Source organism: Chitinophaga polysaccharea, assembly GCF_902150045.1.
Taxonomy (GTDB): Bacteria; Bacteroidota; Bacteroidia; order Chitinophagales; family Chitinophagaceae; genus Chitinophaga; species Chitinophaga polysaccharea_A.
Genome location: NZ_CABFVU010000001.1, coordinates 2480344 through 2494520 on the forward strand (window position 1 = coordinate 2480344; position 14177 = coordinate 2494520).

Consider the following 14177-nt stretch of genomic DNA (forward strand, 5'->3'; position numbering starts at 1 on the left):
GCAAAAACGGTTGGCACAGCATTACAAAGGGGGAAGTGTTATTTTCCCAATGTGTTGGCATAACTGGTTGGCTCAAATTCTATGATCTCGTAAAGGGCCAGCTGGTATTTTTCCAACGGATCTTCGCTCATGATCTCTTCTACCTCCTTGCGGCTGGCTGCATTACAGAGAATAACAGCTCCCGATCTGGGCTTTCGTCTACCTGATAAGATAAACTGACCACTGTCGTAGTGCTTTTGCAGGAAGGCGGTATGCGCCTCCATGTAATGTTCTACAGCCGCAACGGGCCGTATGTATTGTAGCATAATCAGGAACATAACGGTTTTTCTATGGTATTTAGTAATAGTTTCATAGTTAGTAGCAAAGGTATAAACTTAATCAGTATTGAAATATTGTATGTACCAGGGAAAAATGAGACATATGCGCTACAAAAATATACGTACTTTTGCACGAATGAAATACCACGATAGTGGGAATGTACCGCTTGAACAAGTGTTGCTCCGAATAATTTCTTAATTTTTAATGTTTTTATGAAAAAATCAATTTCCAAAGTTTTGTTAGCCGCTGTAACAACAGCGGTTATGCTGTCTTCCTGCTCCAAGACCCCTGATGAGAGCCGGTATATCCCGAAAACAGCCGGTGTGGTAGTAGATCTGAACGCTAAACAGCTGACCACCAAACTGGTGACAAACGGTATCACTATGGATAAACTGTTTGAAGCCGCACAAACCAAAGATACCGCGAATGAAATGATGAAAGCATGGAAAGACGCTGAAAACTCAGGCCTGGACCTGCAGAGCCATTTCTTTGCTTCTTTTGTATTCCAGGGCCAGCCGGCAGAGAATAAATCTTACATCAGTCTTACCGCCAGCCTGAAGGATGCCGACAAATTTGAGGCCTATCTCAAAAAGAACATTGCTAACTTCTCCCTGAAAACACAAAACGATTTCAAATATATATGGGAAGAAAAGCAACATGCTGTAATCGGATGGAATAAATCTGCCGTTATATATATCAGCGCAGTTAACCCGAATAACCTGGAGAAGTATGCTCCAGGCGGGTCTTCTGCTCCTGATTATCCTTCAGATGAACCTATGGTAGACAGCGCGGTAGCTATTCCTGCTGCCCAGGTAGCTACAGAAGACGACGCGGTGATAAAAAACTGGGTAGCTGAGGTAGACCATCTCTTCCACCTGAAGAAAGAAGAATCGGTAGGTACCATTGAGCCTTTTGCCAAGTTGCTGAAAGAAAATGCCGATGCCGGTATCTTTGTAAACCCTGAAGCTATTTATAACAGCGGCCAGTTCACCATGATCCCCGCCAATGTAAAGAAGCTGATGGAAGGCTCTTTCTACACCGGTACCGTTAACTTCGAAAACGGCAAAATCGTTTTCAACGGTCATTCTTACATGGGTAAAGAGCTGGCAGCCATCTACAAAAAATATGGTAAGAAAGAAATCGATATGGATATGCTGAAGAAGTATCCTTCCCAGAATATCACCGGTTTTATTTCCTATGCCTTTGATTTCCGTATGATCGGCGATATCGTTAAAGCCACCGGTATGGACGGTATGGTAAACCTGATGATGGGAAAATCAGGATTATCGATGGATGATGTGCTGAACGCATTTGAAGGCCAGTTAACTTATGTGGCTTCCGATTTCGCTATCACCAAAAAAGAATCTCCTTATTTTCCCGGCGAATTCACAGAAAAACCGGATGCCAAATGGATCTTCAGCCTGAAAGTAGGTAATAAGGATGCATTCAATAAAGTAATGACATCTCCTATGCTGAAAGAAGTGTTCACCAGGGAAGGAGATCATTATACCGTGGCAAACCCAATGGCAGCGGCCACTATGCCGGCAATGTCTATCACCGAAAAGTATGTGACCCTTGGCTCCGACAGTGCTTTGCTGCAGGAATACCTGGGTGGCAAAGCACACATCAAATTACCTGATGGCATTGAAAGCAAAGTAAAAGGCAGCATGATTGGCGGTTATGTAGACCTTGAGAAGGTGACCAGCGTGATTCCTGAAGATAAAGTAGATGAAGACGAAAAAGGAGTAGTGAAAAAAGCAAAGGACCTGCTGAAAGATGTAACCTTTGTAAGTAAAGCAGATGGCGGCGATGTGCAGCATGGAGAAGCTGTGCTGACCTTCAAAAATAAGGATCAGAACAGCCTGGTACAGCTGATCAACCTGGGCACAGAAACCGTGAAGGTAATGCAGGCCAAGAAAGCCAAAGAGAAAGCTTATGAAGACAGCCTGTTTGCAGCACCGGTAGACACCACCGTTGCACCGCAGTAAATTATAACCTTAACAGGAAAAGGGCGCCGGTATGTATCCGTTGCGCCCTTTTCTTTTGCGTAAAATATATCATTTATATTCGCTACTGTTAACAGCAAAAGCATTATGCAGATTCAGCTCAGTCAGCTTATGCCCATACCCTTGCAGGATAAACTCCGGCAAAGGTCGTCGGACATCTGGAACCAGGAGGTAACTTTCCAGCCAGGCAAATTTGTGAAGATCAAGGCGCCGTCCGGAACGGGCAAAACCACTCTGATCCATTACCTGTATCATATCCGTTACGACTATACGGGGAAAGTGCAGGTGAACGGACAACCCTGGCAGGCATATAATAAGAACGAAGTAGCCGCTATGCGGCAGCGGGATATCAGCATTGTATTCCAGGATCTCCGCCTTTTTGAACAGCTCAGCGCCCGGGAAAATATTTCGCTGAAACGGGTGATGGAGCCTAAGCCTTATTACCCTGCTGAAAAGATAGATGAAATGGCCGCCCGGCTCAATGTGTCGCATGTACTGGAACAAAGCGGCAAAACCCTGTCGTATGGCGAAAGGCAGCGCATTGCCATCATCCGGGCGCTGATGCAGCCTTTCCGCTGGCTCCTGATGGATGAGCCCTTCAGCCACCTGGATGAAGATAACACGCAACGTGCAGCCGCACTGATTGCCGATGAATGTAAAGCCCGCAATGCCGGGTTTATTTTAACAGACCTGGATAATGACCAGCACTTCCCTTACGATGTGCATTATCATCTTTAATGTTATTTCATGCGTCCATTTTTTGAATTACTGAAGAAAATTATTCAAACCGGGGTAGGAAAAACCCGGTTCCTGATGGCAGCAGTAGGTTTGGGCATTGCCATGCTGCTGATACTCATTGCTATCCAGGCCCACTCCAATTTCAGCCAGCTGCTGTACAGCAGCAAGAATCAAAATGAAACCGCCGATTTCCTCGTGATCAATAAAACCATCACCAATGCCATGATGGGGCAGTCGTCTAAAAGCATTTTTACCCCTGAAGAAATTGCCACTATAAAAAAACAGCCATTCGTACAATCGTTCGGGTTAGTAACCTCCAGCCAGTATAAAGTAGTAGTGCAGGCGCCCGGCGACCTTCATTTTGCCACCGATATGTTTTTTGAAGCGGTACCGGATAGTTTCCTGGATGTGAAGGCGCAGGACTGGAAATGGAATGAGGGCGACCGCACCATTCCTATTATTTTGCCGAACGATTTCCTGAACCTTTACAATTTTGGGTTTTCCCTGAGCCAGGACCTGCCGCAGATTTCACAGGAAACGGTGAAGGCATTACCCCTGCAGGTGAATATCTCCAACAACCAGTTATCGGATCAGTATATGGGGCATATTGTGGGCTTTTCGGACCGCATCTCTTCTTTCCTGGTGCCGGCTTCTTTTATGGCCTGGGCCAATGAGAAGTATGGAATGACCACAGCTGCCGGTACCTCCCGCGTGATCATTAAAACGCCGGATCCCTCTAACCCGGCGCTGGTAAAGTTCCTGGAAGACAATGGCTATACTACCAACCAGGATAAACTGAAGTTCAGCAAAACAAGGCTGATTGTACAAACGATTGTATCGGTGGTAGGTTTTTTCGGGCTGATCTTATTGTTCTTTGCACTGCTGGTCTTCAGCATGTTTATTCAACTGGTAATTGCTTCCTGCAAGTGGGAAATCCAGTTACTGGTGATACTGGGCACGGCGCCGAAGCAGCTGCAACGGTACCTGCTGAAGCAGTTTGTACCCCTGTATATTGTGATCGGCATTCTGTCGTTGCTGCTGGTAACCGGCCTGCAGTACTGGGCGGCAGGCGAGCTGGCCCGGCATGACATGCAGGTAAGCACCTGGCCCGGCATTCCTGTATTTGCAGGCATTGCGCTGGTGTTGGGCCTGGTGTATATTGTAAACCTCCTTACAGTGAGGAAGTATGTAAACAATATTTAACCCTGCGGGGACCTGTAAGGCACGGTAAAGGTAGATTTTCCCCTTTGTGAAATAAGCAGATAAGGAACCCAGATGGCCATGCGCAGCAGCGGCCATAGGACAGAGTTTACGCTGAAGATGTCGCGGGGCTTTTCCGCTTTGAAGTAATGGTAATTCAGTGAATTATCTACATAAATAAAAACAGTAACCATGAAATAGAAAGTGGCCAGCGCAAAAGGGAAGGTATCACGCCGGTGGAAAAACAGTACCGCCAGCAGGATGCTGTAAGCAAGAAAAAATACATTGATCATCATTTCCAGGATGAGGAAGAGTTGTACCAGTGTAATATTTCCCAGGTCCTGCCGGTCTGAAATGCTGATCCAGTAAGAATAATCGAATACCGCCATTTTGCAGATACCGGCTATTTCGCCCATAGGAGTGAACAGTAACCCGATGGCCAGTAATACCAGGCCGCCACCTATGGGCTGTGGTTCCGGCACTTCCCCATTGGGCGTAACCGAGTATTTGTAAAAAACAAACCCCAGGCAGGCAAATCCCCCGGCAAACAGCAATGCCAGTACAATGGCGAGCCAGTTCCCTTTCCCTTCCGGATGCCGTATTATGGCAGATGCAGGATTCCAGCTAAGATCCATAGAAGTTATTTCATTCATCTTCTTCAGATCCTTTACATACTGCGGAATAAACTTTACGGGGATATGATCGCTGAAGGTTTTGAAATGATAAGACAGGATGACTTGCTGCCCTTTGGTTTCGGCGGTGTAATCGAACGTATAGTACTCGTTTTGCAGATGCAGAGGTGTTTGGTCCAGCGACCACTTAACCGGCGTGTGCAGGATGATCTGGTAGTCGAGGTCGTAAGGATAGCGGATACTAACCGGTATTTTTCGTTTATCGTCCGAGATATAGGAAAGCATGTCGTAGAAGGGCTGTGCGTTGGTAGTGAATACCAGTTTGCCAGTGCTGCTGTCCTTTTTCCAGAGATCGTGTATAAAGTAGCTTTCATTCACAAAAACGGTATTGCCGGCAGCGCTATCGCGGGTAGTGATAGAATCGTTGATGGCTACATCTCCATATAACTTTTTATAGTAGGCGAGGTATGATTTTTCTTTATCCTTCATACTGGTGCCCGCCAGCTCCGCCCGCTGGGCGTCTGCATCATCGCGGTAATAGGTGGTTACCACTTCCAGCTTACCATCTTTGTTTTCATCATCTGGCAGGGTGAAGGACTCGCGGACTATAATTTTGCCACGGGTAGCCGGTGCGATGGGAGTAAGCTGTGTGGTGGTATCAGTAACTACCAGTGCCTGCTGGTAATCCGGTTCGCAGATATCAGCCAGGCCACCCCGCTGGTACGACATAGTGCCGTCCAGCCAGTATACCTTGTTATTCAGCACAGCATGTACAATGGCGTGGTTAAAGGCGTTGGGAGAGGGAAGCATATCGGTTACGGTTCCTCTCATATCAGTATTTACGTAAGCCATACTGGCCGTGATATTGTTGGCACGGAGCATGGTGCAAAGCAGCAGGGCTTTGTCTTTACAGTCCCCGAAACGTTGTGCCAGTACCTTATCCGGGTTATTGGGGCGATGCGAGTATTCTCCCATTTCAATGCCCATATAACGGATATCGTCCTGCACAAACCGTAATGCCTGGAGCAGGTAACTGGCCTGATCGCCATTGGCCTGCTTTTTAAAGGCAGCGATCTTACGGGCCAGCAGCGGGCCGGGCGGAGATGTTTGGTTCACCTTCATGCCCCATTGCGCCACTTCTTTCCAGGAAGGATATTCGCTTACCTGTACATAGGTGAAGGGGTTATACCATGAGGGCACAAAGCTGGTGTTGTCGGTTTCCCTTACATCTACCTTATTCCATTCATACACGGTAAGGCCATTCCAGGATCTCTGAACCGGTGCGGTGGCATTATTATACCGCTTAAACTGCAGCTGTCTTTGAGGGCTTACGATGAGGTTTTTGTAGTAGTTCACAATAGGTTCATAGGCTACGAAATACAGGCGGCTGTCCACTTTCCCGCTGAAGATGGGGTTATCGCCGTTGATGGAATAGGCATATTCAATCTGGTCGCCTTTTCTTACATCTTCCAGGATCAGGTAAGCAGTGTAGGTGCCACTGTAAATGAAGCGTGAGAGGTCCTGTTCTTTCTGAAGCAGTTTGAAAGCCGCGCCGGGAAGGCGGTTAATTTCTTTTCCGTCGCGGTGGATCACTATTTTATGGAAACTGAGTTTTTCATATTGCGGATCATAATCTACCGAAATTTCCGATCCGTTCTGAATACCAGCTTCCGACACAATTTGCCGGATGAAGTGGTGGTAAATACTTTTCAGTTCCATTTGCCTTTGTTCTTCCAGCAGCAAAAGGTAATAGCCATCGCTGATGTTTTTGGCATTGGGTTTTTTAGTAAGGTCGGGCGTAAAAGGGACTAGCCACGTGGGAGCGGGGCTGGTATTTACTTTTTGGGCGGGTGCAATGGTGTGGATTAGTATCAGCAGCAGGGATAATACTAACTTCCGTGCACGGGAACTGTTAACGTGCATAGTCATGTTGGTTGATACCCGTTTTTGTCAACCGGGTATAGGGCAGTAAAACTTTTGGTAATGAATTTACGGTTGTTTTCCGATAGTTAACATATAAACTGCAAAAGATGCCAGCCAGTGCTCACCGGCGTAGCTGCCACTGAAAACCTGTTTCAGCCCGGCTTCCATGTGCGCATGGGCCAGTTGGCGGATAGCCTGCTGGTTTTTACCACCATGTTCGGCAATGGCTTCAAGACACCAGGTACGGCTCAGGTTTAGCCCGTCGAGGTGAACAAGTTTCCCATCGGTCCTGTCTTTTACCTGTGCCACCTCGAGAATACTTATCTTCTTTTCAAAAAGACCGGGTAAAAATGCGTATAGCCATTTGCGGTAGTCTGCTTCCGGCATTATCCTGCGCATGAGGTCTGCTTCTTCCAGGGATGGAGAGAGGAAGTCGTAACCACCGGGCTCCCATTGTACCGGGGCATTTTTATCGGCAGCGTAGAAGCGCATCGCAGCATCGTGTATGGCTTTTTTCAGGGGCTCGTCTTTGGCGGTTACCGCATAGTCCCAGGCCAGGCATAATCCGAAGGCGAGATTGGTATGTTCTCCCACCCGGATGGGGTATAATATTTTATCGAGAAACTGGATATATGCGGCGGAGAATTGTGAGGCCAGCGGCTGCAGGTTTTGGCTCATGGTTTTTCCCAGAGGGTCGTTCCAGGTGAGCAATTCGTTTTGCAGCTGCAGGAGCCAGCTCCAGCCATAGATCCGTTCGAAGCTTTTATTTTCGGCGCTGTTGAACAGTTGTTGTTCTGTTTTTATGTTTTCGGCAGATAGATGTGCTGCCAGTTTTGACCTGATCACCGAAGCTTTAGCCAGGTCCGGGTAGGACTTCAGCAGCCGTACCAGCATCCAGTGCCCGTGTACGCTGCTATGCCAGTCGAAACAGCCATAGAAGGCGGGGTGATAATTTTTCGGCGCAGTAAGCAATGAGCTGTCGGAGAATACGATCCCTGTTTTATAGGGAAATTCCAGGTCCAGGCATTTCAGCGGCAGTTCTGCCAGTTTATTGGCAATGTCTGGTGTTAACCGGGTGGCTGCCGGTGTATGTCCCTGGCTGGAAGAAGGTACCTGTGCGCTCATATTGAATGAGAAAAAGAGGATGATGAATAACTGGCCTGGAAATTTCACGGTGTAGCGATGTTTTTATCTGTTAAACAACAATTTTACATAGAACATGGGCTTGCCCAGTTTTTTCCGGAGGTCTACCTCGTGGAACATGCATGACATGAGGTCTTTCAGCTGTTTATTGCGGGAGCCCATTTTCATCAGCATATTGAACAGCCAGGGATATTTGATGAGTTTCTGCAGTTTAGTGCTCACCTGTAGTTCCGGTCCGAGGATGCGGTATACGTTTTCATCGTATGCGTTGAAGAAAGTATCCGAATAATCGTTGGCTGCGATAGCTGCTGCGGCTTGTTGGGCGGCAATTCTGCCGGAGTAAAGGGCGTTGCCGATGCCTTCGCCGGTGAAGGGGTCTATCAGGAAGCCTGCGTCGCCTACCAGCATATAGCGCTCTCCATGCAGCTTTCTTTTTTTGCTGCCGAGGGGTAAGCCATAACCGTCGATAGAGCCGATGAGCTCCGCGTTTTTGAAACGTTCCTTCATTACGGGATCGGTGGCGAGGGTATCCAGCATGAGCTGTTTCAGGTTTACCTTTTTGTTACGGGCCGAGTTGCTGAGCATTCCTACGCCTACGTTGGCTTCTCCATTGGGGAGGGGGAATATCCAGATATAGCCCGGAAGCATATTCTTCAGGAAGTGGAGCTCAATGAAGTTGTCTTTATGCAGGCCGGTGATGCCTTTGTAATAGGCGCGGATACCTGCTACATAATGTTTTGGTTCCATTTTGATGCCAGCCACATCGCGGGTAAAGCCGGAGTGGGCGCCATTGGCTACTATCACCACGTCGGCTTTTACTTTGAAGGAGCCATCTTTACTGGAAAGATGGTATCCATCGGGCTGCAGGTCGTATTTATCGATACTTACGCCTTCGAATAAACGGATTTCCGGACGGCGTTTTATTTCATCTACAAGGAAATTATCGAAGTCGATGCGTTTGCAAACGAATCCGCGGGGGTTGCTCATATCCTGCTGGTAGCCCATGCGGTAGGGGATATCCATCCCGATACGGTTGGGAGCCACGAAGGTAACGCCCCAGCTGTCGGCCTTGAACATAGCCTGCTGAAGGCGTAGCCCGATGCCTTTGTCGATACGTTCCAGGAGGGTGAGCACTTTTCCGCTTAGTCCGTCTCCACAAACTTTATCCCTGGGGAAAACGGCTTTATCTACTACGATACATTCAATGCCAAGCTGGGCGAGTTGCAGTGCTGCTGTGGCTCCGCCGGGCCCGGCGCCTATTATACAAACTTTTGTTTCCATTATTGATGATACTGTTACGTGGCGGTAAGATACGGAATAGTGTGGATTTAGTACCAGGGATTGGCTCCGTTAAAAATCCGCTATATTTGCGGTTCTTAAAAACACTCGAAACATGTTTGGTGATTTATTTGGAAAGCTAACACAGATCAAGCAGAAAATGCAGGAAGGCAAAGAGCGTCTGGCTACGGTAACCTTATCCGGCGAGGCCGGCGATGGCGCTGTAAAAGTGACCGTGGATGGTAACCGCCAGGTGAAAAGTATTGATATTGCAGAGCGTCTTTTTGCACCGGAGCATAAAGAAGAGCTGGAAGACCTGCTGCTTACAGCGCTGAACCGTGCGCTGAAAGAAGGAGAGAGCGCTTTTGAAGCAGAAATGAAGAACGCTGCCGGCGGAATGCTGGGAGGGTTGTTGTAATATATTTCAATACAGGCGATTGCCATATGTACCATTGGTATATATGGCAATTTCAGTTTATATAAAAACTGAATGAATTCTGTAGCAGGTAAATAATATTCCGTTTCCGATGTAATAGTACCCTGCGCATGGATTTTCTTTGCAGGTACGATCAATTCCAACATGAAAGTTTTCTTCCGGCGTATTCACTTATACCTGGGCCTCACTGCCGGCCTGGTAATTACCATCAGCTGTTTAACTGGTGCCTTACTGGTATTTGAGAAGGAGCTAACGGAAGGGTTTAACCACCGCCGTTATTTTGTGGAACCCGGAGGGGCGCGTTTGCAGCTCGACGAAGTGGCGGCATTGGTGAAGCAGGCCGTTCCCGGCGCAGGAATTGCCCGGGTACAGGTATTTGCAGATCCTGCCCGTACCATACAGGTGCAGCTGGAAGAGGGCAGAAAGGAAGCCACATCCGGAAAGCGCAGAAAAGGCGGTACGGGGAAAGAAGGAGCCGGCCCTAAAAAAGAAAAAGGGCGTACAGCTTTCGTGAATCCTTATACCGGGGAAATAATTGAATTATACAGTTACCAGCAAACATTCTACTATAAGATATTTTCCCTTCACCGCTGGTTACTGGCGGGAGCTACGGGTAAGCTTATTACCGGCATCAGCACCCTTATATTTTTCTTCATACTGCTTACGGGCATTATTCTCTGGTGGCCTAAAACGCGCAACATTTTCCGGCAGCGGATCAAAGTAAAGTGGGATGGTAACTGGAAACGGGTAAATAACGACCTGCATATCGTGCTGGGATTTTATACTTCCATCTTTCTCTTTGTATCTGTTTTTACCGGTTTAACCTGGTCGTTTGAGTGGTTTAGCAAGGCGTTGTATAGTTCCATGGGCGCTTCCACCAAACCGGCGGCTGCGCCACTATCTGCCCCGGCAGTGGACATCACGGGTAAAAGTATTTCTTATGAAACGGCACTGGCAGTGGTAAAGCATGCGGTACCGGATGCGTTGTTTTATTCGTTTACCGCACCGAAAGACAGCTCAGCGGCTTTCACAATAAGCCTGCTGCCAGCCGGCGCTTTACATGAGGCTGCCGCTACTACGTACTACCTGGACCAGTTTAGCGGCAAGGTGCTGGCCTCGCAAACTTTTGCGCAAAGGAACCTGGGGCAGCAGATCCGCAGCACTGTAAAGCCATTGCATACCGGGGCCATTTTTGGTACGCCTTCCAAAATATTTGCTTTGATACTCGCGTTGCTGGGCGCTACATTTCCCACTACCGGTACTATTATGTGGCTGAACAGGACCATGAAGAAGAAAAGGAAAACAGCATCCCCTGCTGTGCCCGAAGCTGGAGTAGCTGCGTAGGTGGCCTGATCATGATTTCCATTTCTGTAAATACCCTTCAGAAACGGAAGGTTTTAATCTCATTTTAATTTTACTGACGTTAACATTTTCTTTGCAAACCCTTACCCTTACTAAGTTTTAACATTCCTATACAGAATCTGGAATAGCATTTGGCATATACCTGCAAAATGATATTACCATGCGTGCTTATCCAAAACCACCTGCACCTGATCACAGAGCCATGTATTATATCGCTGTCGGCGTTATTATCATCGCCGCGCTGGCAGAGATAGTACACAACAGCGTAAAATTATAACCTATGATTAATCAGTATGAAGTGCCAGCCTGTATTGAAGATACGATACCAGCACTAAGAAAAGCGTTGCACCAGTTTCCGGCTATACATCATATTTACGACACCATCGGTTGCTTAACGGAATATACCGACAAGCAGCTGAGGGCGCAGAATTTCCCGGTGGCAGATAAATGTCTGCAGCTGGCAGGCCGGTTATATGAAAAGGGTAATACGGTTGTGAAAGAAGCGATTACCCGTATTTTTTTACCGGTACTCTGCAGGGTTCCTCTTGCAGAAGCCGTGAGCAGGATCCGGATGTATTCATTGATCCCGGATTCAATTTATCCACTTTATATACAACATCAACTTACCGGTAATGGAAACAGATGAGGAGATAGTCGTTCGGCTGGCAACAGCCATGGACGTTGATTTTACCCTGCCAATTGTAGCGGAAATGGAGGCATCCGCAAAGGCCAGGGGCACAGGGATTGCCAAAAGAAATCCCGCTACAATAAAGGAAAAGATACTCGAAGGGAAAGCCGTTATAGCCTTCACGGCAGAAGGAATATGGGCAGGGTTTTCCTATATACAATCCTGGGAGAACGCCAGGTTTGTGTCTAACAGCGGTTTGATTGTGGCCCCCGCCTTTCGTGGAATGAAGGTGGCGCAGGCCATCAAGCAAAAGATCTTTGAGCTGAGCCGGCTGCTTTATCCGCAGGCAAAAATATTCAGTATCACCACGGGCTTACCTGTGATGAAACTCAATACCCGGTTGGGCTTTGAGCCTGTTACCTATAATGAGATCACACATGATCCTCTTTTTTGGGAGGGCTGTAAAAGTTGCGTAAACTATCCTATCCTGGCAGGCAAAAATTACGGGAATTGTTTGTGCACTGCCATGTTGTTTCAGCCTTCAGGGAATTGAAACAAGAGAGCCACTATGGTGAAAATACAGCCAATGAATTTAAACCGGCGATGCTTTTGCATTGCCGGTTTCCAGCGTTTTTATCTGGTTAACTACCCGTTGAAGTTCACATCAATAATGAGTAGTTTATTGATTTTGCCGGCTGTTTTTTTGTATTCTCCATTCAGTCGTATGTAGTAGCGGCTGATTTCAATATATACCGGAGGAGCAGGGAAATTATTCAGTTGGGCAACCCGGGCATAAGTGGCCGAAGAGCCATATTGTTTTACATGTTGTTGTAATGCCTGTAAGGTGGTGGCGGGAAACCGGCATCTTTCGGCGGCAGAATATCTTTTGCAGATAAAGAAGTTGCTGGCTTCCGGGGGAATTATTTCCCAGGGAGAGCGGTAATGTTTCCAATGGCGCAGTGGCTCGTGTTCAACAACAGCGCTGGTTTCATAGCACTGTGATATTTTTAGTTTGTTTATTTCGCCGGTGGTGAAGGCCAGCATCTGTCCTTCAATAGTGTGGGGATGCGCCAGCCGGAAGTACAGGGTATCCGGGCGTAGCTCAAAATCATTGAGTTGGGTATCCGGTATGATCCAGTCAAGGGAAAAATAGCAATCACCGAAATGGATATACGTAGTAGAGTCGCGGCTCGCTATATATACTTCATTGGAGGCTACTTTAACTGTGGGCGCCGGCGCCGCAATAAGCTGCATGGTGTCTATCTGTACAGGCCTTTCCTTCACGGGCTTTTCGGGCCGATGACAGGCGGGTAGCAACAGCAAAGCAATTGCGGGGAGTAAAAATATTTTCATGGCATAAGGGATACTCTAAACGAATTGGCGCCGGGAACAGTTACCCGTGAATCCGGAAAGCGGTTAGTCCGCGTCTACAGCACCGGTGGTATCTACTTTCCTGTTAAGGGCTTCCCACAAAATATCTTTTAATTCACTGAGCCCCTGGTTTGTAACAGAAGAAATAAATACGTGCGGTACATCTTCCGGCAGTTCTGCTGCTATGGCAGCTTTCAACTCATCGTCCAGCATATCGCTTTTACTGATGGCCAGCAGGAACTGTTTGTCCAGTAATTCGGGATTATATTGTTCCAGCTCGTTCACCAGTACTTCAAAATCTTTGCGGTGATCTGCACTATCAGCTGGAATAAGAAATAATAATACGGCGTTTCTTTCAATATGTCGTAAAAAACGGTGGCCTAAACCTTTTCCTTCATGGGCGCCTTCGATGATGCCCGGGAGATCAGCGATGCAAAACGATTTATTGTCGCGGTATTCCACCATTCCGAGTTGGGGGGTGAGTGTAGTAAAAGCGTAGTCGGCCACTTTAGGTTTCGCTGCAGTAATGGTAGACAACAAGGTAGATTTGCCGGCATTGGGGAAACCAACAAGACCTACATCTGCCAAAACTTTTAATTCCACAATTTTCCAGCCTTCCCTGCCGGGCATTCCGGGTTGTGCGTATTCAGGGGTTTGGTTAGTAGCGGATTTGAAATAGGCATTACCTTTTCCGCCTTGTCCGCCAGGGATCCAGATGATTTCCTGTCCGTCGTGCAGGATTTCGGCTTCTATCTCGCCTGTTTCTTCGTCTTTAGCCTGTGTGCCCAGTGGCACTTCGATGATAATATCTTTACCAAAACGGCCGGTACAGTTATCGCCACTGCCATTTTCCCCGTCTTCTGCCAGCAGGTTTTTGTGCCAGCGGAGGTGAAGGAGGGTCCACAGCTGTGAATTGCCTCTTAAAATAACATGTCCGCCTCTGCCGCCATCGCCGCCATCAGGGCCGGCCTGCGCATTAAATTTAGTACGCATAAAGTGCATACTGCCTGCGCCGCCTTTACCGGATTTACAAAATACACGGATATAATCTACGAAGTTCGCTTTTTCCACTAGTCTTATTTTTTAATATCCCGGGGGCCTTACCCCGAAAAAACAGAACGCAAAGATCGTGAAGTTTGAGC

General features: G+C 47.5%; 13 protein-coding genes. 7 read left to right on the top strand and 6 right to left on the bottom strand.

The annotated features are described in order from the left end of the window. Positions 1-38 precede the first annotated feature (38 nt). Positions 39-305, bottom strand: coding sequence for a YciI family protein (locus FN124_RS10100; protein WP_260607387.1), 267 nt, complete (start codon positions 303-305; stop codon positions 39-41). Positions 306-530: 225 nt separating this feature from the next. Here FN124_RS10100 and FN124_RS10105 point away from each other — a divergent pair, with 225 nt between their 5' ends. The 3 genes from FN124_RS10105 to FN124_RS10115 all read left to right on the top strand — a co-directional run bounded on the left by FN124_RS10105 (position 531) and on the right by FN124_RS10115 (position 4265). Next, positions 531-2306 carry a DUF4836 family protein gene (locus FN124_RS10105; RefSeq protein WP_142684605.1) on the top strand — a complete coding sequence of 592 codons (1776 nt, stop codon included), beginning with the start codon at positions 531-533 and terminating at the stop codon, positions 2304-2306. Between the two features lie 105 nt (positions 2307-2411). Then, positions 2412-3062, top strand: coding sequence for an ATP-binding cassette domain-containing protein (locus tag FN124_RS10110; protein ID WP_142684606.1), 651 nt, complete (start codon positions 2412-2414; stop codon positions 3060-3062). 9 nt (positions 3063-3071) lie between these two features. Beyond that, the gene (locus tag FN124_RS10115; protein WP_142684607.1) at positions 3072-4265 is read left to right on the top strand and encodes a transporter; all 1194 of its coding nucleotides are present in this window, start codon (positions 3072-3074) and stop codon (positions 4263-4265) included. Here the strand turns inward: FN124_RS10115 and FN124_RS10120 are convergent. The 3 genes from FN124_RS10120 to FN124_RS10130 are packed head-to-tail and all read right to left on the bottom strand — an operon-like array spanning position 4262 to position 9241. Beyond that, on the bottom strand, positions 4262-6823 hold the full coding sequence (locus FN124_RS10120; protein WP_142684608.1) for a DUF3857 domain-containing protein: 2562 nt from the start codon (positions 6821-6823) through the stop codon (positions 4262-4264). The two genes, FN124_RS10115 and FN124_RS10120, sit on opposite strands and share 4 nt — an antisense overlap. Positions 6824-6883: 60 nt before the next feature. Further along, positions 6884-7990 (bottom strand): DUF2891 domain-containing protein, encoded by a 1107-nt coding sequence (locus FN124_RS10125; RefSeq protein ID WP_260607388.1) that lies wholly within the window; start codon positions 7988-7990, stop codon positions 6884-6886. Positions 7991-8005: 15 nt separating this feature from the next. Further along, entirely contained in the window at positions 8006-9241 is a 1236-nt protein-coding gene (locus FN124_RS10130; protein WP_260607389.1) for an NAD(P)/FAD-dependent oxidoreductase, read from the bottom strand. A gap of 112 nt (positions 9242-9353) precedes the next feature. Here FN124_RS10130 and FN124_RS10135 point away from each other — a divergent pair, with 112 nt between their 5' ends. From FN124_RS10135 to FN124_RS10150, 4 genes are all read left to right on the top strand, one after another. After that, positions 9354-9656: a YbaB/EbfC family nucleoid-associated protein gene (locus tag FN124_RS10135; protein WP_142684610.1), complete on the top strand. Its 303-nt coding sequence runs from the start codon at positions 9354-9356 to the stop codon at positions 9654-9656. Between the two features lie 162 nt (positions 9657-9818). Next, positions 9819-11018 (top strand): PepSY-associated TM helix domain-containing protein, encoded by a 1200-nt coding sequence (locus FN124_RS10140; RefSeq protein WP_142684611.1) that lies wholly within the window; start codon positions 9819-9821, stop codon positions 11016-11018. A 298-nt stretch (positions 11019-11316) separates the two neighbouring features. Then, a complete protein-coding gene (locus FN124_RS10145; protein WP_142684612.1) occupies positions 11317-11682 on the top strand; it encodes a DUF7674 family protein in 366 nt (121 codons plus the stop codon). Further along, positions 11669-12217 carry a GNAT family N-acetyltransferase gene (locus FN124_RS10150; protein WP_142684613.1) on the top strand — a complete coding sequence of 183 codons (549 nt, stop codon included), beginning with the start codon at positions 11669-11671 and terminating at the stop codon, positions 12215-12217. Before FN124_RS10145 ends, FN124_RS10150 begins: the two co-directional genes overlap by 14 nt. A 92-nt stretch (positions 12218-12309) precedes the next feature. On the opposite strand, the gene FN124_RS10155 is transcribed toward FN124_RS10150, so the two are convergent. Both FN124_RS10155 and obgE read right to left on the bottom strand, forming a co-directional pair. Continuing rightward, entirely contained in the window at positions 12310-13017 is a 708-nt protein-coding gene (locus FN124_RS10155; protein ID WP_142684614.1) for a hypothetical protein, read from the bottom strand. Positions 13018-13080: 63 nt separating this feature from the next. Continuing rightward, the gene (obgE, locus tag FN124_RS10160; RefSeq protein WP_142684615.1) at positions 13081-14106 is read right to left on the bottom strand and encodes a GTPase ObgE; all 1026 of its coding nucleotides are present in this window, start codon (positions 14104-14106) and stop codon (positions 13081-13083) included. Between the last annotated feature and the right edge of the window lie 71 nt (positions 14107-14177).

Coding starts and splice junctions, on each gene's coding strand:
- FN124_RS10155 (WP_142684614.1), bottom strand. CDS start 13,017: ATGAAAATATTTTTACTCCCCGCAATTGCTTTGCTGTTGCTACCCGCC.
- FN124_RS10140 (WP_142684611.1), top strand. CDS start 9,819: ATGAAAGTTTTCTTCCGGCGTATTCACTTATACCTGGGCCTCACTGCC.
- FN124_RS10120 (WP_142684608.1), bottom strand. CDS start 6,823: ATGACTATGCACGTTAACAGTTCCCGTGCACGGAAGTTAGTATTATCC.
- FN124_RS10130 (WP_260607389.1), bottom strand. CDS start 9,241: ATGGAAACAAAAGTTTGTATAATAGGCGCCGGGCCCGGCGGAGCCACA.
- FN124_RS10135 (WP_142684610.1), top strand. CDS start 9,354: ATGTTTGGTGATTTATTTGGAAAGCTAACACAGATCAAGCAGAAAATG.
- FN124_RS10145 (WP_142684612.1), top strand. CDS start 11,317: ATGATTAATCAGTATGAAGTGCCAGCCTGTATTGAAGATACGATACCA.
- FN124_RS10100 (WP_260607387.1), bottom strand. CDS start 305: ATGCTACAATACATACGGCCCGTTGCGGCTGTAGAACATTACATGGAG.
- FN124_RS10110 (WP_142684606.1), top strand. CDS start 2,412: ATGCAGATTCAGCTCAGTCAGCTTATGCCCATACCCTTGCAGGATAAA.
- FN124_RS10105 (WP_142684605.1), top strand. CDS start 531: ATGAAAAAATCAATTTCCAAAGTTTTGTTAGCCGCTGTAACAACAGCG.
- FN124_RS10115 (WP_142684607.1), top strand. CDS start 3,072: ATGCGTCCATTTTTTGAATTACTGAAGAAAATTATTCAAACCGGGGTA.
- FN124_RS10150 (WP_142684613.1), top strand. CDS start 11,669: ATGGAAACAGATGAGGAGATAGTCGTTCGGCTGGCAACAGCCATGGAC.